Raw genomic sequence first — 18,037 nt, 5'->3', positions numbered from 1 at the left:
CTACATGAGAGGAGGAATGCGAGGTTGGAAATGAACAGAATATGGGTGTGTGGCGCGCTTGCGCTGCTGGTGGGGGCGACCGGCGCGGCGCAGGCGCAACTTTCCACCACGCCCAACAAGGTGACGCCGAACTACATGCCCTCGCGCCCGGACGCCGTGAAGCCCAACAAGCAGAACCTGATGCAGGGTCCGTCCTACTGGACGCCGGGCCAGCGCTCGCTCAACGTTCCGGGCGCCAACACTAACCCGACCCAGCGAGAGACCAACCCGTTCAACCGCACGGTCCTGCCGCCGGCTCCCTCCCCGCGCACGCCGTGAGCGCGGGAAGGCAAGTCCGCTGCCGCGTTTCCGCGACCGGGTTCAGAATGCCCGGTTGATCGAGACCATGAAGGTCTGGGTGTTGGAACGACCGGTGAAGCTGCCGCTCAGCACGCCGGTATCGGTGTAACCCGTGCGCGTCTCGGTAGCGAACGGGCCGGAATAGCCCTTGCTGGTCTTTTCCGTGGTGGAATAGGTGTAGCTGGCGTCGACGAACCAGTCCGGCGTCAGGAAATAGGTCGCGCCGATCACGACCTCGCCGCCCCAGACCCAGCTCGTGCTGGAATAGCTGTCCGACCATCCGGTGATGTCATAGTGCACGCCGCTGAGATCGGCGAAGCCCACGACATCGTTGAAGGCGTATTCCACGCGCGACAGCGTGGGGCCGGCGCCGAAGTAGAAGAAGCCCTTGTCGAACGAGCGACCGAGAAAGGGAACCAGCGCGAACTGGTTGTTGACGCGCGTAGAATAGGAACGGGCGACCACGTTGCCCTCGAAAGTGCCCGGCGACGGCCCGGTAAAGGCGCCGACCTGCGGCACGATCACCGGCTCGATCTCGGACTCCGCACCGATATAGTTGTAGGTCACCTTGGCGCCCCAGAGCCAGTCGGTGCCGGTGAAGTGCCGGAAATAGCCGAACTGCAGCATGCCGCTGAAATCGTTCGAGCTGTCGAAGTTCGGCGTCATCGGCCCGCCGGCATAGCCATCGCCGATCTCCACACCGCCCAGATAGATCGTCGAGACGCCCTGTGCGTAAAGTGTCTGGTCGGTGAAGCGGGTCGAATTGAAGCTGCCGCCGCCGCCGACGAAGAAAGCGCTCGCCGGAACCAGGGATTCAGCCGGTGCCGGTGTGGCAGCCGGGTCGGCCGCCTGCGCGCCGGAATACGGCAGCATTCCCGCAGCCACCAGCCCGGCCGCGCACAGCCATTTCACGGTTTTCATGGATAACGCCCCCCTCGTCACACAGGACCTGCCTGTGTGAGCACCGTTGCGGAGAAAGGGGTCTGGCGTCTCGCAGCGGGAGGGATCCAGCACCGCGCCAAACGCATGACCACTGATCCCCGGGCGCCGACTCACGTACGACGTCCGATACCGACGCTATCGGCGCATGCGTGCCGGCGCAACGCGCCGCGCTGCCGGCCGATGAGTACTTTTTCACCGGCCGGCCATCGCGGAAATCGCGCCGTTGCGTCGGTCAGTCCGCCCGTGCGGTATCGGGCGGGCAGGCCTCGGCCACCAGCGCCGCCAGCGCTTCGTCCAGCGGCAGCGTGGTCTGGTTCGGAGAACCCAGGCGGCGGATCGAAACCGTCCGATCCGCGGCTTCCTTGCGACCCACCACCAGCAGCGCGGGCACCTTGGCGTGGGAGTGCTCGCGGACCTTGTAGTTGATCTTCTCGTTGCGCAGGTCGGTGCTCACGCGCAGCCCCATCTTGGTGGCCGCCGCCGCAATCTCCCGCGCATAGTCGTCGCCGTCGGACGTGATCGTCGCGACCACCGACTGCGTCGGCGCCAGCCACAGCGGGAAATGCCCGGCGAAGTGCTCGATCAGGATGCCGGTGAAGCGCTCCATCGAGCCGCAGATGGCGCGATGGATCATCACCGGCGTCTTCTTGCTGCCGTCGGCGTCGACATAGAACGCGCCGAAGCGTTCGGGCAGGTTGAAGTCGACCTGCGTGGTGCCGCACTGCCACTCGCGCCCGATGGCGTCGCGCAGCGTGTACTCGAATTTCGGCCCGTAGAACGCGCCCTCGCCCGGCAGGATGTCGGTCTTGATGCGGCCGCCGGACTGCGCCTCGATCTGCTTCAGCACCCGGCCCATCACCTCCTCGGCGTGGTCCCACACCTCGTCGGAGCCGACGCGCTTGTCCGGGCGCGTGGAGAGCTTCACCACGATTTCCTCGAAGCCGAAATCGGCATAGGTCGACAGGATCAGATCGTTGATCTTCAGGCACTCCGCCGCCATCTGCTCCTCGGTGCAGAAGATGTGGGCGTCGTCCTGGGTGAAGCCGCGCACCCGCATCAGCCCGTGCAGCGCGCCAGAGGGCTCGTAGCGGTGCACCGCGCCGAATTCGGCGAAGCGCAGGGGCAGGTCGCGGTAGCTTTTCAGCCCGTGTTTGAAGATCTGCACATGGCCGGGGCAGTTCATCGGCTTCAGCGCATAGACCCGGTCATTGTCCTCGGTGTCGCCGGCGGGCTGCACCTTGAACATGTTGTCCTTGTACCAGCCCCAGTGGCCCGAGGTCTCCCACAGCGACTTGTCCAGCACCTGCGGGGCGTTCACCTCCTGGTAGTCGGCGGCAAGGCGCCGGCGCATATAGGCGATGAGGTTCTGGAACATGCTCCAGCCCTTCGGGTGCCAGAACACGACGCCCGGCCCTTCCTCCTGGAAGTGGAACAGGTCCATCTCCCGGCCAAGCCGGCGATGGTCGCGCTTTTCCGCCTCCTCCAGCTGGTGGAGATAGGTGTCCAGCTCCTCGCGGGTGCGCCACGCGGTGCCGTAGATGCGCGTCAGCATCGGGTTGCGGGAATCCCCGCGCCAGTAGGCCCCGGCCACCTTCATCAGCTTGAAGGCGTCGCCCACCTTGCCCACGCTCGGCATGTGCGGGCCCCGGCAGAGGTCGAACCACTCGCCCTGCTTGTAGATCTTGATCGTCTGGTCGGCGGGGATAGCGTCCACCAGCTCGACCTTGAACGCCTCGCCCTTCTCGGCGAAGACGCGCTTGGTCTCGTCGCGGTCCCACACTTCCTTGGAGAAGGGCGCATCGCGGGCGATGATCTCGCGCATCTTCTTCTCGATGGCGGGGAAATCGTCCAGCGAGAACGGCTCATTGCGGAAGAAGTCGTAATAGAATCCGTTCTCGATCACCGGGCCGATGGTCACCTGCGTGCCGGGCCACAGTTCCTGCACCGCCTGCGCGAGCACATGCGCCGCGTCGTGGCGGATCAGCTCCAGCGCGTCCGGGCTTTCGCGGGTGACCAGCTCGAAGCGGGCATCCGTGGTGATAGGGTCGGAAAGATCGGTCAGCGCACCGTCGAGCTTCATCGCCAGCGACTTCTTGGCGAGCGACTTGGCGATGGAGGCGGCGACCTCGGTGCCGGTGGTGCCGGAGGCAAAGGCTCGGACGGCGCCGTCGGGAAAGGTGAGGTTCACGGTTGCCGGGCCGCCGGCAACGTTCTCACTCGCGGGATTTTCGGACATCGGCTTTTCTCCTGCCCACTCCTGCGAACCACGCAGGTAGGCTTTTTGGGTTAGGCTTACAGTTTGCCGCCCGCGTCCTTCCCGGGCGCGCGGGCGTAGCGCCACGGCATATACCACACCGCTTTTGGCGGCAATTCGACAGGCACGGGCTCAAAGCCATGCCCGCCCCAGGGGTGGCAGCGGCACACCCGCCCTGCCGCCATCCATCCCCCGGCCCAGGCGCCATGCTGCTCGATCGCTTCTTCGGCGAATTCCGAGCAGGTCGGCAGATAGCGACACTGCCGCCCCATGAAGGCGGACAGGGTGTAGCGGTAGAACAGGATCGGCACCCGCAGCACGAGCCGGGGCAGCCGGCCGATCGCCTCGCGAAGCGTCATGCGCGCGCCTCCCTAACGGGGAACCTCCGGCAGCGGCAAACGTTGCCCCATGCCAGGCACAGAAGTGCCCGCCGGAGGACCGCATGACGACACCGTCCCATCTGCCCGCCCTCGCCCTCGTGGCGGTTCTTTTCGCCGTCACATCGGCAATGGCCCAGCAGCCTGCGCCCAAGAAGCCCCCCTCTCCGGCGCCGGCTCCCGGTGTCAGCTCGCCCGCCATCAGCGCCCCTGTCACCAGCGCGCCGCTCGCCCCGGCTACCAAGACGCCCGATGCCGGCGCGCCCGCCGCGGCCGCGCCCGTGGCCCCCATGCCGGCACCGCAGCCCACCACGGCCGGCGCCCCCACGGCAGAAAAGCCCGAGCCCAAGGCGTCCGTCGCCCATGAGCCCCCGCCCGGCCCCGTCGGCGGCACGCAGCCCGCGCCCGCGGCGGCGGAATCGCCGGACGTCAACCCGGACATGCAGCGCGTCGCCGCCTGCAAGACCGAGGCCCTGAAGCGGCTGAAGCAGAACTCGGCCTCCATCGACGACATCTATCTCGATGTCGACGGCCTCACCATCGCGCAGGCGGATCTGAAAATCGGCGACACCCCGGTGAAAGGCGTGATCATGGGCGAGGCCTATATTCAACGCGACCGCTCCGACACCGCCAACCGCTTCCTCTGCCTCACCGGCGTGAATGACGAGGTGCTCTTCACCTTCTTCACCGAGCGGTAGGCGCCCGTGCGCGGCGCCTTACTCGGCCGCCTGCTCCGCCGACGCGGGGGTCGAGGCGCGGGCCTCGATCTGGTCGAGCGCGTCGACCACGGCGTCGAAGGTCAGCAGGGTCGAGGCGTGGCGCGCCTTGTAGTCGCGCACCGGTTCCAGCACCGCGAGTTCCGCCCAGCGCCCGGTGGGGGCCGGGCCGTTCTCTTTGAGCATCCGGCGCATGACCTCGCGCACCTCGCGCAGCTCGGCGGCGGTGGAGCCCACCACATGCTCGCCCATGATCGAGGACGACGCCTGCCCGAGCGCGCAGGCCCGCACCTCATGTGCGAAGTCGCTGACCACGCCATCGCGCAGGGCGAGATCGATGGTCACCGTCGAGCCGCAAAGTTTGGAATGCGCCGTTGCCGTCGCATCCGGCGAGGCAAGACGCCCGAGCCGTGGTATGTCCGCAGCCAGTTCAAGTATGCGGCGATTATAAACCTCGTTCAGCATGGCTTGTCCGTCCAACAGTGCCTACGCGCTATCATCGCATTGCGGCGCGCCGTCGGTTCCTTATATAGGAGCGGATATCGCTCGCGAAACCGGCCGTGTTCCGGAATGACACGGGCGGAAATCGGGTACGATGGTGTGAACCTTTTGGCGTGCCGGTGCGTATAGGGCACGCAACCGGTGACGCCCCGGCGCCCGGTTCCTGATGCGCCGTCGAACGGAGTTCGTCATGGATGCCGTGCTTAAATCCCTGATGGCCAGCGCCAAGAGCGAAGCGGATGCCGCCGCCCAGGCCAACGCCGCGATCGACGCGTCCACGCGCCCCTCGCGCGAGGAAGCGGAAGCGGCGGTGCGCACCCTCATCGCGTGGGCGGGGGACGACCCCGAGCGCGAGGGCCTGATCGACACGCCCAAGCGGGTGGTCCGGGCCTATGAGGAGCTCTACAGCGGCTACCGCACCACGACTGGCACCCTTCTCGACCGCACCTTCGGCGAAATCGGCAATTTCGACGATCTGGTTCTTGTCCGCGACATCGAATTCCACTCCCACTGCGAGCACCACATGGTGCCGTTCGTGGGAAAGGTTCACCTTGCCTATTTCCCGGTGGAGCGGGTGGTCGGCCTGTCGAAGATCGCGCGCATTGTCGACGTCTTCGCCCGCCGCCTGCAGACCCAGGAGCACCTGACCTCGCAGATCCTCACCGCGATCGACGAGGCGCTGAAGCCGCGCGGCGTGGCCATCCTCATCGAGGCCGAGCACATGTGCATGGCGATGCGCGGCGTGCGCAAGTCGGGCGCGTCCACCGTCACCACCCAGTTCACGGGTGTGTTCCGCGACGACCCGCAGGAGCAGGTGCGCTTCATGAGCCTGCTGCGCGGTGTCCGGTCATGATCGTGCGGGTCTGACGTGTCCAATTCCGCGTCTCTTTTCGCCCCGCGCGGCGACACGGCCGCCGTCGAGGAGGGCGATCGTCTGTCACCCAAATTCGACGCCGACGGCCTGATCACCGCTGTCGCCGTCGATGCCGATGACGGCGCCGTGCTGATGGTCGCCCACATGGATGCGCATGCGCTGGCCCTCACCATCGAGACCGGCGAGGCGCACTATTACAGCCGCTCGCGTCGCAAGCTGTGGAAGAAGGGCGAGGAGAGCGGCCACGTCCAGAAGCTGGTCGAGCTCAGCGTCGACTGCGACCAGGACGCTGTGGTGATGCGGGTGCGCATGGGCGGCACCGGCGCGGCCTGCCACACCGGGCACCGCTCCTGCTTCTTCCGCTCGGTTCCGCTCGGCAACGTGCCTTCGCCGGAACTGCGCCTCGCGGTCAATGATTCCGGCAAGCTGTTCGACCCGGCACAGGTCTACGGCGCGCCGAAGAAGACCGACACGCCGCGCTTCTGAGCCTCACGCCGGCAGGCGCGCGCCCCCGTCTGCGACGGAGCAAGGCGTCCGCCCTGCCCCGCGCCGCGCGCCTCAGGTGGACATTATGTACTCGCGCATGGCGACGCTTTCGCGCTCCATCTCCGCCAGCCGATGCTTGACCACGTCGCCGATCGAGATGATGCCGATCAGCTTGCCGCCCTGCACCACCGGCAGATGGCGAAACCGCCCGCCGGTCATGTGTTCCATCACCTGATGCACGGTCTCGTTGCCGTCGGCGGTCACGACCTTGCTGGTCATCACCGCGCTTACCGGATCGTTCAGCCGTCCCGGCCCGTCGCGTCCGATGACGCGCACGGCATCACGTTCGGAAAGAATGCCAACCACGCGCTTGTCGGCATCCGTCACCACGATGGCGCCGATGCGCTTTTCCGCCAGCACCTCCACCGCTTCGCGAAGCGTGGAACCGGGGCTGATGGTTTGAACGTCGTAACCCTTCTCGTCGAGTATCGACCTCACGGTCATGGCCTATCTCCTTCCCGCCGGAGCGGGCGCGACAATGGACGCGCCACCCTCCCCACCCGTCTCTCCCCGAGGTTTGTCCCCGGGGACGCGGGCGTTCAGGTCGCGATGATTGACCCTAACGCAGCGGGAGGCAATAGGCTGTGTCGATGGGGAAGGCGCTCAGACGCGGCGGTCGGCATACGGGCCGGGGCCAGGGGTCCGGCCGACGGGATCGAACAGCGGAAACATGAGCAGCCCGACGAGGAAGCCGCCAATATGGGCTTCCCACGCCACGCTGCCGTCGACCATGCCGCTGGTCCCGGCAAGGCCGACGCCCAGATTGATCAGGAACCACACCACGACAAAGGCCAGCACCCTGCGGTCACGCATCACCACGGTCAGCGGGGCGGCGGGGTAGTTCACCGACTGGCTGTACATGTCCGCTCCCCAGGGCACATGGGCCTCGGAGGCGAACATGAAGCGTATCGCCGCCGCCATGCAGCCCGACACCGACGCCGAGGCGCCGATCACCGGCACCACCTCGCCCTCATGGGTGAGAAGATGCAGCCCCGCCCCCGCCGCCGCCGTCACGGCGAAGAACAGCAGGAAACGCACGGTACCGAATCGCCGGGCGACCGGGCTGCCGAAGGCCAGCAGCCACAGCAGGTTCAGCCCGACGTGGGTCCAGCCGCCATGCAGGAAGGCATAGGTGACGAAGGTCCACAGATCCGCGCCCCAGCCACCGGGCAGCACGCCCTCGGCAAACACCGAGGGGTCGTAGCGCGCGGGAATGAAGGCGAACAGCGCCAGCACCTCGACCGCGCTGTCCGGGTCGAGATAGTCGCGCACCAGCTGGATGGCGAGCATCACCACGGCCAGGACGGTGATCACCGTCGGCACGTTGAGGAGCGGCTGGCCTTTCTGGTGGGAAAGCTGGGTCGTATCAAGCACAGCGTTCACATAGGCGCCGACGCGCGGCGCGGCAAGTCAGCAAGAGGTGACAGGGCCGCCGGACGCCGGCGTGGAGAGGTTGCAAGGGCCTTAATTGGCGTTATGAACAGTTTGCCTATAGCCTTGGTTAACGCCAATAGAAAACATATTAACAGGCTCTATCCGCTGTAGTCGCGAATCTTCCGCATCGCTTAGATCAGAATAAAACCCTGCATGTCATGATGTCTTCCATAGACAGGAATGAGGTGCGCGATGAAAAAGAGGCTCGAACGGGCCCTTCTCGCGGCGGCGGTGGCGGTCGTGGCAGGTACGATGGCAGGCGCGTTGGTGGGCAATGTTCCCGCCGAGGCGAATGACCGGGTGGCGATGCATTCAAGCTTCGCGCCCAACATGATCGCCGGCGGGGACACCTCCACGCCGATCGGCTACGCCCAGTTCTGCGCCGCCTCGCCCGCCGAATGCGGTGGCGGCAACCATCGCGGCGGCAAGGTCGCCGTCAGCGATGCCGACCTCGCCCAGCTCGCGGCGGTGAACGACGACATCAACATGCGCATCAAGCCGATGACCGACATCGATCATTATGGAGTGGTCGAGCTGTGGACCTACCCCAATGACGGCTATGGCGACTGCGAGGATTACGTCCTGCTCAAGCGCCGCACGCTGATCGAGCTGGGCTGGCCGGCCGAAACGCTGCTCATCACCGTGGTCCGTGACCATCAGGGCGAAGGTCACTCGGTGCTTACCGTCGTCACCGATCACGGCGATCTGGTGCTCGACAATCAGGAAGCGGCGATCATGCCGTGGCACGAAACAGGCTATCGTTTCGTCAAGCGCCAGGCGCAGGGCAGTCCGGACCAGTGGGTGTCGCTCGGCGACGTACTCGCCCCGCTCACCGTCGGCCGCAACTGAGCGGCCGCCGCCTCCCGCGAACTTCCCGGCCGCGACCGAGCGCCTCCTCAGTCAAGCTTCTTGAGTCCGTCGGAGAAACGGCGCCAGTTGCGCACATAATGCGCGGCGGTACCGTGGATGCGCTTCTCCCAACTCTCGTCGAGCGTGCGGATCGCCTTGGCCGGCGCCCCCACGATCAGCGAATTGTCGGGAAATTCCTTGCCTTCGGTCACCAGCGCGCCGGCGCCGACAAGGCAGTTACGCCCGATCCGGGCGCCGTTCAGCACCGTCGCGCCCATGCCGATCAGACTGTTCTCGCCAATGGTGCAGCCATGCAGCATGGCCTTGTGGCCGATGGTGCAGTCATCCCCGATGGTCATGGGGAAACCGGGGTCGGTGTGCAGCACGCACAGCTCCTGGATGTTCACCCGGGAGCCGAGCGTGATGCGCTCATTGTCGCCGCGGATCACCGAGCCGAACCACACGCTCGCCTCGTCGCCCAGCAGCACATTGCCGATGACCTCGGCGGAGGGCGCGATCCAGTAACGCCCCAGCGCCGGAACATCCGGCGCAATGCCGTCAAGCGCGTAGATCGTCATGGCCCGGCCCTTCTATCTCACTCGTCTTCTTCGAGATCGGTATCGAGGATGGCCATCTGGAAGTTGTAGGAAAGATCCCCGTCTTCCTTGTCCTCGAACATGACGCCGATGAACTCGTCACCGAGATAGACCTCGGCCGAATCCTTCTTCTTGGGACGGCCGACGACGCGGATCTGCGTGTTGCTGAACAAGCGGCGCATATAGGTCTGGATGCGCTCGCAATCCTTCTTCTCCAAGGCAGATGCTCCCGGAATGCGTTTCAGTGGGCCGCAGGCTTGCCACGCCGGGCGCGCGGGCGCAACCGCGCAGGCAAGTCTGTCCTCAGCCCGCTCCGTCCTCAGCCCGCCTCGCCGGCGCCGCCGGGCTCGAAGGTCTGGTTCATGCTGCGCGAGGGCTGCGAACAGCCGGCCTCGCCCACCACGCGGGCGGGAACGCCGGCCACGGTGGTCTTGGGCGGCACGGCTTTGAGCACCACGGAGCCGGCCGCCACGCGGGCGCAATGGCCAACCTCGATATTGCCCAGCACCTTGGCGCCGGCGCCCAGCAGCACGCCGTGGCGGATCTTCGGGTGGCGGTCGCCATGCTCCTTGCCGGTGCCGCCCAGCGTCACGCCCTGCAGGATCGAGACATTATCCTCGATCACGGCGGTCTCGCCGACCACGATGCCGGTGGCATGGTCGAAGAAGATGCCCCGCCCGAACGGAGCCGCCGGGTTGATGTCGACCTGGTGCACGGCCGAGGAGCGGCTCTGCAGATAAAGCGCGAAGTCCTTGCGCCCGTTGCGCCACAGCCAGTGCGCCAGCCGGTGGGTCTGAATGGCGTGGAAGCCCTTGTAATAGAGCAGCGGCTCGATGGCCCGCTCCGTCGCCGGGTCGCGATCACACACGGCGAGAATGTCGGCGCGGAAGGCGACGCCAAGCTCGGGGTCGGCCGCCACCGCGTCGTCGAAGGCCTGCCGGATCAGTTCGCCCGGCACGTCGACATGGTCGAGCCGCTGGGAAATGCGGTGCGCCACCGCGCGCTCCAGCGTGTGGTGATAGAGCACGGTGGAAAAGATGAAGCTCGCCAGCGCCGGCTCGCGCGCGGCAATGTCCTCGGCTTCCGCGCGAATGCGCGACCAGACCGGATCGACCTTGTCGAGCGCGCGGCCATGCATGTCGACGCGATGGAGTGAGTTCTGCGCCATCAGCTTAATGTCCTCGGCGTATGTCACCTGGCACCCGCCTCACGGCCCGGTGCCTGTTCGAAGTTGGTCCCTTTTTAGCACAACCGCGAGAACCAGCCTATGCGTGTCGGCTTGGATTGAACCGGGCCGGCAGTCACCGGAATCACCGTCTCAACGCTTGCCGCCAACCGATTCCACGGACTCACGATTTCCTGCCCCCAGAATCTCAGGCTCCGCTCAATCGCTTTCTCACGCCCGGCCCTCCAGAAACGCCAGCGCCGCCTTCTTGAACACGGCGTCCCCCACCGCGCGCATGTGGTCGCGGCCGGGAATGTCGACCACCTGCGCGCCGGGAATGAGCGCGCCGAGCGGGGCCGCGGCGCCGGCGATGTCGTCGCTCGTGCCCACCGCGATCAGCGTCGGCACGGCGAGGCTTGCCACCTCCGCGCCGCTCAACGTGCGGCGCGAGCCGACGATGCACGCCGCCAGCGCCTCGCGGTCGGCCTTGGTCTGGTCGGCGAAGGCGCGGAAGGTGCGCCCCATCGGATCGCTCACCTCATCGAGGCTCGGCGCGCGCATGGCGTCCGCGATGGTCAGCGGCAGTCCCGCCCCCTCCACGAGATGGATGCCGATGCCGCCGAGAATGAGCGAGCGCACCCGCTCGGGCGCCTCCAGTGCGACACATGCGCTGATCCGCCCGCCCATCGAATAGCCGATCAGGTCGGCGCGTGGCAGGCCGAGATGGTCCATCAGCGCCAGCACGTCGCGCGCCATGATCCACGGATCATAGGCCGCCGAGTCGTAAAGCTTGCCGGAGGCGCCGTGGCCGCGATTGTCGAGCGCGATCGCCCGGCGCCCGGCGCCGGTCAGCGTCGAAACCCAGCCGGGCCCGACCCAGTTGATCTCCTTGGTCGAACCGAAGCCATGGACGAGAATGACCGGATCGCCCTCCCCCTCGTCGAGATAGGCAAATTCGATACCGTCGTGCTGAAAGGTCGGCATGGGGCGTCTTCCTGGCTTCGTCGCGAATTCGCGGGGAAGCTAGACAGCCAGCAGCCCCCTGCCAAGGGCGGCGAAGGCATGGGCCGGCCGCGCGAGGCGGCCTCTGCGCGGCCGGCGCCACAGCGGGCGCACCATCGCCACCACCATGGCGTTGAAGGAGCTGACCAGCCCGATCACGTTGACCACCGCCGCGATGATCCAGAAGGCGAGCTTCGCCATCGCCTCGGTCACGAACAGCGCCCCCCGTCCCAGCGTCTTGATGATCGCCAGCGTCTGGCCGCCCTTGACGGTGGAAAGTCGCGCCAGCCGCGCCGCGCCGGCGGCATCGTCCACATGGCGCAGGCCGGAGATCGCCGCGCGCGTGCCGGCCTTGGCACCGGTACGGCCAAGATCAGCCATCACCAGCGCCGCCTCGGCGCGTTTGCCGCCACGCAGACCGGTTATGAGCCGGCCCGCGAGCCGCGTGCTCACCGCTCCGGCCCGTCGCGCGCCCTTGATCAGGCTCAGCCCCGCCCGCAGCGTGATCGGCGCGCCGAAGGCGGCATAGGTGGCCCCGGTCGCGACAATGCCCGCGCCGGCAAGGCCCAGCATCAGTTCGTCCACCGGCTCGCCCCGCGCCCAGTGCAGCGCCTCGCGGCCGGCATCGCGCAGGTCGCCCCACACGGTCAGGTCGCCCGCCGCCGCCCCCGCAAGCCCGGCAAGGTCCTCGCCCTCCCCGGTCACAAAGCCACGACCGAAGGCGCCGGCCGAGCGCGCGGCGCGCGCGCGCCCATCATCGGCCGCCGCAACCCGCGCCGCGAGCTCGGGGGAGACAGGAATGCCGCGCGCCGTGGCCAGTTCCTCGAAACTCGCCGCCAGCTCGCCATCCCCATTGGCCAGCGCGTCCTCGATCTCGCGCGCCACCCGCCCCTCGTCCAGCGCCGCGTCGAGCTGGAGATCGGCGATGCGCGCGGAATCCTCGCCGGCCGCCACCAGCTCAACGGCATAGCGTCCCGCCGGCACCACCCAGTGGGCGGCACCCGCGAAGGCCAGAAGGAAGCCGGCGGCGGCGAGGATGCGGTACATGAGCGGTCGAGGAAGCAGCCAGAGAGGTTTGAAGGGGATCGGCGAGCCCCGGCTATGCACCGCCATTGTGGCAGGCCGATGGGGAAGGTGAGCGCCCGACGGCCGGCAGATGGGCCCGGCGGCGGGCAGCCGCGGTGCCACGATACTCACCAATCCCCCGTCGCCGGCGTATCGCCCCTTTGCCGCCGCGCAATGAAGGGCTATTGTGCCGGCAGGTTCAATCCGTGCAGACAAGGTGAAGATCATGGCGGGTCACGTCGTTCCCCATTTTCATAATTCGGCGGGCGTCCCGACCATCACTGTCGCTGCCAAGGAATTCATGTGCGTCGGCGCACTGCCGCCCTACGACCACCCGCATGTCTTCCTCGACATGGGATCGGATGACGAGATCATCTGCCCCTATTGCTCCACCCTCTACAAATTCAACGCCAAGCTTCACGGCACGGAATCGGTGCCTCCCGGCTGCCTCTATGAGACGCCGGTCGCCGCCTGATCTGGCAGCAAGACCATGACGCGCCGCCCCATCGCCATTGCCGGCGCCGGCATAGGCGGGCTCACGGCCGCCATAGCGCTGGCGCGGGCGGGGTTCGAGGTCGAGATTCTGGAGCGCGCCCACGCGCTTGAAGAAGCCGGGGCCGGTGTTCAGCTCGCCGCCAATGCCACCCGATGCCTCGCCTCGCTCGGCCTTTATGAACGCGTCGCCGCCAACGCCGTGACCCCCACGGGCTTCGCCGTCATGGACGGCCGGCGCGGCGCCGCGATCGCGCAGGCCCCGATGGGCGCGCAAGCCGAAGCCCGCTTCGGCGGCCCCTTCATCGTCATTCACCGCGCCGACCTCCAGGCCGCCCTGCTCGGCGCGGCCCGCGAAATCGCGGGAATCACGCTCCATCTCGATCGCGCGGTCGAGGGTTTCGAGGCGGCGGCGGACGGTGTTTCGGTCCACAGTCACGACGGACGGACCCTGCAGGCGCAGGCGCTCATCGGCGCGGACGGGCTGCGCTCGCGGGTGCGCCAGCATCTTCGGCCCGGCGCACGGCCCGTGTTCCGCCACCGCGCCGCCTGGCGCGCCACCGTCCCCGCGCACGCCCTGCCCGCCGCCCTCGCCACCCCGGTGACGCGGCTCTGGCTCGGGCCGGGGGCGCATCTGGTCAGCTATCCGGTGAAATCCGGCACGGCGATCAACCTCGTGGCGGTGACGCCGGACGAGCGTCCCGTCCATGGCTGGAGCCTGGAGGGCGCGCCGGACGAGCTTCTCGCCCATTACCGCGACTGGAGCCCGGACGCCCGCGCGCTGCTCGGCGCCCCGGAGCGCTGGCTGCGCTGGGCGCTGTTCGACCTCGACCCGATGCCGGCATGGGGCCAGAGCACGGAACCTGGAGCGGGGACGGGGCCCGTCACCCTGCTCGGCGACGCCGCCCACGCCATGCCGCCCTTCCTCGCCCAGGGCGCGGCGCAGGCGATCGAGGATGCCGTGGTGCTCGCCCGCTGCCTGAAGGATGCCCCCGACGCCTCGGCCGCCCTTGCCCGCTATGAAGGGCTGCGCCTGTCCCGCACGGCCGCGGTGCAGCGCGCGGCGCGCTCCATGGATCGCATCTATCACCTTTCCGGCCCGGCGCGGATGGCGCGCGATCTGGTCATGCGCGCGCGGGCGGGCAGCGCGCTGCTGGAACGCTACCGGTGGATCTATGGCTGGAGCGCCGAGACGGCCTAGGGCATTCTGGACGGGGTCCGGTCACGCGATCCGGAGCACATGCCGGCTGAGAATGCTCTAGACTGCCGCCTTCAGCCCGGTGATGCCGATCACGATCATCGCCAGGCAGATCATCTTCCCCACGCCCAGCGTCTCGCCCAGAATGAGCGTGCCGAACAGCACCGTGCCCAGCGTGCCGATGGCGGTCCAGATTGGATAGGCCACGCTCACCGGCAGATCCTTCAACGCCATGCCCAGGCACAGGAAGCCGAACGCCCCGGTGATCACCGTCAGCACAGTTGGACCGAGGCGGGTGAAGCCCTCCGCACTCTTCATGCTCATGGCGAACACCACTTCGAGCAGACCGGCAATACCGAGATAGACCCAGGCCACGTTTTCAAGCTCCGCTAAGGTTCACCGCGCGGCGAGACGCCCTGATGCGCGGCGGGACAGATGAATCGCGTTGGATATATTCACGACAGAACCAACTGGACAAACGCCGAATTCTCACCTCATGAATGAGCTGAATTCATTCATGAGGTGATCCATGCGCCGCCTGCCCCCGCTGGGATCGCTGCGCGCCTTCGAGGCTGCGGGCCGCCTTCAGAGCTTCAAGCGTGCGGCGGGCGAACTCGGCGTCACTCCCACCGCGATCAGCCACCGGATCCGCCAGCTTGAGGCCGATCTCGGCGTCGCGCTGTTCGTGCGCCAGACCCGCAAGGTCACGCTCACCCCCGAGGGGCGCGCCCTGCTGGCGCCGTTGCGCACCGCTTTCGACGACATGACCGAGGCCGTGGAAAATGTACGTCATCGCACCACCCGCCGGGTAGCGACGCTCTCCGCCACCACCGCGCTGAGCGCCCGGTTGCTGGTACCCCGCATTCCCGGCTTTCGCGCCCGCCATCCGGGGTGGGACCTGCGCCTGCACGCCTCCGACGAGCCCGTGGACCTCATGGCCGGCGAGGCCGATGTCGCGATCCGCTACGGGCGCGGCCCTTTTCCCGGCCTCACGGCCCTGCCGGTGCTGACCGAAGGTTTCGCCCCGGTCTGCAGCGTCCACCTGCCGATCCGGCGGCCGCAGGATCTCACGGGCGCGACGCTTCTGCACATTCGTGGCCTGCATTCGACACTGGAAGCCGTGCTGCCGAGCTGGTCGGCATGGGCCCGCAAGGCCGGGCTGCGGATGCTCGACACCGAGGGCGGCATCTCCTTCAGCGACGAGACCAGCGCCATCCAGGCCGTCATCGCCGGCCATGGCGTCGCCCTGCTCAGCCTGCCGCTGGTCGCCGCCGAGCTGGCCTCGGGCGCGCTGGTCCAGCCCTTCGGTCCGGCGATCGAGGGCCTACCCTACAATCTGGTCTACCCCGCCGACACGGAAGACCAGCCGGCAGTGGCGGTGCTGCGCAGCTGGGTGATGGAGGAAATCTCCGCCGCCCGCCCGCTTGCCCCTCCCGACAATCGCTGAAAACCGCAGGGCAATCGCCCGCTCGGCACCGGCCTGTCTCGCCAAAAACGACGCCGGCCCATGGGCTTGCGGGCTTCCGGATCGATTCTCGCGATACCCGCCATGAAAACAACTCGTTTTCTGATCGGCGCGCACCGCGCTAGCGTCCGGCCGCCGCTGACTCACCTCCGCCGGAGCGGTGCCGGAGAGAACCCATGCCGTCCCCCGTCTCCCTCGCAGCGTCCGCGCGCGCGGAACCACGCGGCTTCCTGCCGCTGCCCCTGCTCATCGCGCTGTTCTGCGTGCTGTGGTCGTCGGCGTTTGCGGGCGCGAAGATGGCGCTGGCCGATTGCCCGCCGCTGATCCTGCTCTCGGCGCGGCTGCTCATCGCCGGCGCCATCATGATCGCGCTGGCGTGGAGTGTGGACGGGCGGCCGAACCTGAAGCGGCGCGACGTGCTCGCCCTGGTGTTCATCGGCATCCTCAACAATTCGGTCTATCTCGGGCTCAACTGGACAGCGCTCACCTTCACCTCCTCGGCCTATACGGCCGTGCTTACCAGCTGCCTGCCGCTCATCGTCGCCCTGGCCGCGGGGCCGCTGCTGGGTGAGCGGATGACGGTAATGAAATGGGCGGGAATCGGCCTCGGCCTTGTCGGCGTCGTCATCGTGCTGCGCTCGCGCCTTGCCGGCGCGCATGAAAGCGTGGCCGGGACGCTGCTGGTCGGCGGCGGGGTGATGGCGCTGTCGGCGGGCACCCTCGCGTTCAAATATCTGCGCCCGCGCGGCGGCGTGTGGACCGGCAACGCCATCCAGTGCCTGGCCGGCGGGCTGACACTGGTGCCGATCGCGCTTGCGAGCGAAAGCACCGCTGACATCCACTACACGACCAGCCTGTTCGCGGGCCTGGCCTATCTGGTGATCGCGGTGTCGATCGGCGGCTTCGGGCTGTGGTTCTATCTGCTGAGCCGCTCCAGCGCGACGGCGGCGTCCAGCCTGCACTTTCTCATGCCGCCGCTCGGTCTGTTCTTCGGCTGGCTGCTGCTCGGCGAGGCGGTGCCGCCGCTGGACATTCTGGGCGTCGTGCCCATCGCCTTCGGAATCTGGCTGGTGACGCGGCCGGCGCGGGCATAAGCGCCCGCCGCCTCCCGGTCCCGCGCCCTCACGCCAGCTCGTGCGTGGCCTGCAGCGCCTTCACCAGCGTGTAGGAGCGCAGCTTGGCACCGAGATCATGCACCGGGGTGGTGATCATCAGCTCGTCCGCCAGCGTGGTGTCGAGGAAACGCTCAAGCCCCTGCGCGACCACCTGCGGGCTTCCGACCAGCACGCGTGACCGGTTGCGGCGGATGAAGGCGCGGTCGGCGTCCGTATAGGGATAGGCCGCCGCCTCCTCCGGGCTCGGGATCGGCCCGTAATCGCCGCGCATGCGCCTGAGATGCGACAGGTCCACGCTCCCGGCCAGCCACTCGGCTTCCTCGTCGGTCGGCGCGCACACCACCGAGAGCGCCAGGATCGCGTGCGGCCGGTCCATCTGCTCGGAAGGCTGGAAGCCGTCGCGGTAGCTCAGCATGGCGTCGAGCACGTCGTGCTGGGCGAAATGGTGGGCGAAGGCGAAGCCCATGCCCAATTGCGCCGACAGCCGCGCGCTGTAGCCCGAAGAGCCCAGCAGCCACATCGGCGGCAGCCGCACATCCACCGGCATCACCTGAATGTTGCGGAACGGATGGTCGGCCGGCCAGCGGCCGGTGTCCCAGGCCATCAGCTCCTTCAGCCGGTCAAGAAAATCGTCGCCCGGATCCACGTCCTGCCGGCGTCGCAGCGCCAGCGCGGTAAGCTGGTCGGTACCCGGTGCGCGCCCGAGGCCGAGATCGACCCGGCCCGGATAGAGCCCCTCCAGCACCTTGAAGCGCTCCGCCACCATCAGCGGCGCATGGTTGGGCAGCATCACCCCGCCCGAGCCGACGCGTATGCGTTCCGTCGCCGCCAGGATCTGGCCCGACATGATGTCGGGGGCGCCCGAGGCGACCGAAGGCAGGTTATGATGCTCGGCGACCCAGAAGCGGGCGAAGCCGAGCGCATCGACATGGCGGGCCAGCTCGACCGTCCCGCGCAACGCCTGCGGCCCGGTGCCGCCGGAGGTCACGAAGGAAAGATCGAGCACGGAGAGCGGAGTTGCGGAGAGACGGGTCATTGGCCTGAGATGGGCAGCCCACCGGCGGCCCGCAAGCCAGAGATCCGAAAGACGGAGGCGGACGGCGTGCG

Annotated in this window: 22 protein-coding genes; 9 read left to right on the top strand and 13 right to left on the bottom strand. The window is 67.8% G+C overall.

From position 1 onward, the window contains the following. Nucleotides 1-30: 30 nt before the first annotated feature. A complete protein-coding gene (locus tag G3A50_RS19270; RefSeq protein WP_163076746.1) occupies nt 31-318 on the top strand; it encodes a hypothetical protein in 288 nt (95 codons plus the stop codon). A gap of 42 nt (nt 319-360) precedes the next feature. On the opposite strand, the gene G3A50_RS19265 is transcribed toward G3A50_RS19270, so the two are convergent. The 3 genes from G3A50_RS19265 to yidD all read right to left on the bottom strand — a co-directional run bounded on the left by G3A50_RS19265 (nt 361) and on the right by yidD (nt 3,894). Next, nucleotides 361-1,260, bottom strand: coding sequence for an outer membrane protein (locus G3A50_RS19265; protein ID WP_163076745.1), 900 nt, complete (start codon nt 1,258-1,260; stop codon nt 361-363). A 253-nt stretch (nt 1,261-1,513) separates the two neighbouring features. Further along, nucleotides 1,514-3,517, bottom strand: a complete 2,004-nt coding sequence (gene thrS, locus G3A50_RS19260) for a threonine--tRNA ligase (protein ID WP_163076744.1) — start codon at nt 3,515-3,517, stop codon at nt 1,514-1,516. Nucleotides 3,518-3,573: 56 nt separating this feature from the next. Then, a complete protein-coding gene (gene yidD, locus G3A50_RS19255; protein WP_163076743.1) occupies nt 3,574-3,894 on the bottom strand; it encodes a membrane protein insertion efficiency factor YidD in 321 nt (106 codons plus the stop codon). Between the two features lie 83 nt (nt 3,895-3,977). Here yidD and G3A50_RS22725 point away from each other — a divergent pair, with 83 nt between their 5' ends. Then, the gene (locus tag G3A50_RS22725; protein ID WP_246251898.1) at nt 3,978-4,610 is read left to right on the top strand and encodes a hypothetical protein; all 633 of its coding nucleotides are present in this window, start codon (nt 3,978-3,980) and stop codon (nt 4,608-4,610) included. 18 nt (nt 4,611-4,628) lie between these two features. Here G3A50_RS22725 and G3A50_RS19245 read toward each other — a convergent pair whose 3' ends face one another. Then, complete coding sequence (locus tag G3A50_RS19245) at nt 4,629-5,093, bottom strand: iron-sulfur cluster assembly scaffold protein (protein WP_163076742.1); 465 nt, start codon at nt 5,091-5,093, stop codon at nt 4,629-4,631. Between the two features lie 226 nt (nt 5,094-5,319). On the opposite strand from G3A50_RS19245, the gene folE reads away from it, so the two are divergent. Both folE and hisI read left to right on the top strand, forming a co-directional pair. Further along, nucleotides 5,320-5,982 carry a GTP cyclohydrolase I FolE gene (gene folE / locus G3A50_RS19240; protein WP_163076741.1) on the top strand — a complete coding sequence of 221 codons (663 nt, stop codon included), beginning with the start codon at nt 5,320-5,322 and terminating at the stop codon, nt 5,980-5,982. 15 nt (nt 5,983-5,997) lie between these two features. Next, complete coding sequence (gene hisI, locus G3A50_RS19235; protein ID WP_163076740.1) at nt 5,998-6,489, top strand: phosphoribosyl-AMP cyclohydrolase; 492 nt, start codon at nt 5,998-6,000, stop codon at nt 6,487-6,489. A 72-nt stretch (nt 6,490-6,561) separates the two neighbouring features. Here the strand turns inward: hisI and G3A50_RS19230 are convergent, their stop codons facing one another. Both G3A50_RS19230 and G3A50_RS19225 read right to left on the bottom strand, forming a co-directional pair. After that, nucleotides 6,562-6,993, bottom strand: coding sequence for a CBS domain-containing protein (locus G3A50_RS19230; protein ID WP_163076739.1), 432 nt, complete (start codon nt 6,991-6,993; stop codon nt 6,562-6,564). A gap of 159 nt (nt 6,994-7,152) precedes the next feature. Next, nucleotides 7,153-7,923, bottom strand: a complete 771-nt coding sequence (locus G3A50_RS19225) for a rhomboid family intramembrane serine protease (protein ID WP_163077870.1) — start codon at nt 7,921-7,923, stop codon at nt 7,153-7,155. A gap of 252 nt (nt 7,924-8,175) precedes the next feature. Between G3A50_RS19225 and G3A50_RS19220 the strand changes: the two genes are divergently transcribed. Beyond that, nucleotides 8,176-8,832 (top strand): transglutaminase-like cysteine peptidase, encoded by a 657-nt coding sequence (locus G3A50_RS19220; protein ID WP_163076738.1) that lies wholly within the window; start codon nt 8,176-8,178, stop codon nt 8,830-8,832. A gap of 47 nt (nt 8,833-8,879) precedes the next feature. Here the strand turns inward: G3A50_RS19220 and G3A50_RS19215 are convergent, their stop codons facing one another. The 5 genes from G3A50_RS19215 to G3A50_RS19195 form a co-directional block, all read right to left on the bottom strand. Beyond that, nucleotides 8,880-9,410: a gamma carbonic anhydrase family protein gene (locus G3A50_RS19215; protein ID WP_163076737.1), complete on the bottom strand. Its 531-nt coding sequence runs from the start codon at nt 9,408-9,410 to the stop codon at nt 8,880-8,882. Between the two features lie 17 nt (nt 9,411-9,427). Continuing rightward, nucleotides 9,428-9,646 (bottom strand): DUF3126 family protein, encoded by a 219-nt coding sequence (locus tag G3A50_RS19210; protein WP_163076736.1) that lies wholly within the window; start codon nt 9,644-9,646, stop codon nt 9,428-9,430. 101 nt (nt 9,647-9,747) lie between these two features. Next, a complete protein-coding gene (cysE, locus tag G3A50_RS19205; protein WP_163076735.1) occupies nt 9,748-10,596 on the bottom strand; it encodes a serine O-acetyltransferase in 849 nt (282 codons plus the stop codon). 228 nt (nt 10,597-10,824) lie between these two features. Next, on the bottom strand, nt 10,825-11,577 hold the full coding sequence (locus tag G3A50_RS19200; protein ID WP_163076734.1) for an alpha/beta fold hydrolase: 753 nt from the start codon (nt 11,575-11,577) through the stop codon (nt 10,825-10,827). A gap of 39 nt (nt 11,578-11,616) precedes the next feature. Further along, a complete protein-coding gene (locus G3A50_RS19195; protein ID WP_163076733.1) occupies nt 11,617-12,642 on the bottom strand; it encodes a hypothetical protein in 1,026 nt (341 codons plus the stop codon). Between the two features lie 244 nt (nt 12,643-12,886). Here G3A50_RS19195 and G3A50_RS19190 point away from each other — a divergent pair, with 244 nt between their 5' ends. Further along, entirely contained in the window at nt 12,887-13,135 is a 249-nt protein-coding gene (locus G3A50_RS19190; RefSeq protein WP_163076732.1) for a zinc-finger domain-containing protein, read from the top strand. A gap of 15 nt (nt 13,136-13,150) precedes the next feature. Continuing rightward, on the top strand, nt 13,151-14,353 hold the full coding sequence (locus G3A50_RS19185; protein WP_163076731.1) for an FAD-dependent monooxygenase: 1,203 nt from the start codon (nt 13,151-13,153) through the stop codon (nt 14,351-14,353). A 57-nt stretch (nt 14,354-14,410) separates the two neighbouring features. Here G3A50_RS19185 and G3A50_RS19180 read toward each other — a convergent pair whose 3' ends face one another. Then, nucleotides 14,411-14,725: a DMT family transporter gene (locus G3A50_RS19180; protein ID WP_163076730.1), complete on the bottom strand. Its 315-nt coding sequence runs from the start codon at nt 14,723-14,725 to the stop codon at nt 14,411-14,413. Nucleotides 14,726-14,879: 154 nt separating this feature from the next. Here G3A50_RS19180 and G3A50_RS19175 point away from each other — a divergent pair, with 154 nt between their 5' ends. Both G3A50_RS19175 and G3A50_RS19170 read left to right on the top strand, forming a co-directional pair. After that, nucleotides 14,880-15,797, top strand: a complete 918-nt coding sequence (locus G3A50_RS19175; RefSeq protein WP_170308652.1) for a LysR substrate-binding domain-containing protein — start codon at nt 14,880-14,882, stop codon at nt 15,795-15,797. 194 nt (nt 15,798-15,991) lie between these two features. Beyond that, nucleotides 15,992-16,909, top strand: a complete 918-nt coding sequence (locus G3A50_RS19170; RefSeq protein ID WP_246251896.1) for a DMT family transporter — start codon at nt 15,992-15,994, stop codon at nt 16,907-16,909. Nucleotides 16,910-16,937: 28 nt separating this feature from the next. On the opposite strand, the gene G3A50_RS19165 is transcribed toward G3A50_RS19170, so the two are convergent. Further along, a complete protein-coding gene (locus G3A50_RS19165; protein WP_163076729.1) occupies nt 16,938-17,966 on the bottom strand; it encodes an LLM class flavin-dependent oxidoreductase in 1,029 nt (342 codons plus the stop codon). Nucleotides 17,967-18,037: the final 71 nt, after the last annotated feature.

The sequence above is a fragment of the Ancylobacter pratisalsi genome, from assembly GCF_010669125.1.
Lineage (GTDB): Bacteria > Pseudomonadota > Alphaproteobacteria > Rhizobiales > Xanthobacteraceae > Ancylobacter > Ancylobacter pratisalsi.
The sequence above is the reverse complement of the archived record's forward strand: the minus strand, read 5'-3'. Positions and strand labels throughout refer to the sequence as shown.

Bases quoted from the DNA above. Each gene is read 5' to 3' on its own strand.
- G3A50_RS19270 (WP_163076746.1), top strand. From the start codon at position 31: ATGAACAGAATATGGGTGTGTGGCGCGCTTGCGCTGCTGGTGGGGGCG.
- G3A50_RS19265 (WP_163076745.1), bottom strand. From the start codon at position 1,260: ATGAAAACCGTGAAATGGCTGTGCGCGGCCGGGCTGGTGGCTGCGGGA.
- thrS (WP_163076744.1), bottom strand. From the start codon at position 3,517: ATGTCCGAAAATCCCGCGAGTGAGAACGTTGCCGGCGGCCCGGCAACC.
- yidD (WP_163076743.1), bottom strand. From the start codon at position 3,894: ATGACGCTTCGCGAGGCGATCGGCCGGCTGCCCCGGCTCGTGCTGCGG.
- G3A50_RS22725 (WP_246251898.1), top strand. From the start codon at position 3,978: ATGACGACACCGTCCCATCTGCCCGCCCTCGCCCTCGTGGCGGTTCTT.
- G3A50_RS19245 (WP_163076742.1), bottom strand. From the start codon at position 5,093: ATGCTGAACGAGGTTTATAATCGCCGCATACTTGAACTGGCTGCGGAC.
- folE (WP_163076741.1), top strand. From the start codon at position 5,320: ATGGATGCCGTGCTTAAATCCCTGATGGCCAGCGCCAAGAGCGAAGCG.
- G3A50_RS19230 (WP_163076739.1), bottom strand. From the start codon at position 6,993: ATGACCGTGAGGTCGATACTCGACGAGAAGGGTTACGACGTTCAAACC.
- G3A50_RS19220 (WP_163076738.1), top strand. From the start codon at position 8,176: ATGAAAAAGAGGCTCGAACGGGCCCTTCTCGCGGCGGCGGTGGCGGTC.
- G3A50_RS19215 (WP_163076737.1), bottom strand. From the start codon at position 9,410: ATGACGATCTACGCGCTTGACGGCATTGCGCCGGATGTTCCGGCGCTG.
- cysE (WP_163076735.1), bottom strand. From the start codon at position 10,596: ATGGCGCAGAACTCACTCCATCGCGTCGACATGCATGGCCGCGCGCTC.
- G3A50_RS19200 (WP_163076734.1), bottom strand. From the start codon at position 11,577: ATGCCGACCTTTCAGCACGACGGTATCGAATTTGCCTATCTCGACGAG.
- G3A50_RS19195 (WP_163076733.1), bottom strand. From the start codon at position 12,642: ATGTACCGCATCCTCGCCGCCGCCGGCTTCCTTCTGGCCTTCGCGGGT.
- G3A50_RS19190 (WP_163076732.1), top strand. From the start codon at position 12,887: ATGGCGGGTCACGTCGTTCCCCATTTTCATAATTCGGCGGGCGTCCCG.
- G3A50_RS19185 (WP_163076731.1), top strand. From the start codon at position 13,151: ATGACGCGCCGCCCCATCGCCATTGCCGGCGCCGGCATAGGCGGGCTC.
- G3A50_RS19175 (WP_170308652.1), top strand. From the start codon at position 14,880: ATGCGCCGCCTGCCCCCGCTGGGATCGCTGCGCGCCTTCGAGGCTGCG.
- G3A50_RS19170 (WP_246251896.1), top strand. From the start codon at position 15,992: ATGCCGTCCCCCGTCTCCCTCGCAGCGTCCGCGCGCGCGGAACCACGC.
- G3A50_RS19165 (WP_163076729.1), bottom strand. From the start codon at position 17,966: ATGACCCGTCTCTCCGCAACTCCGCTCTCCGTGCTCGATCTTTCCTTC.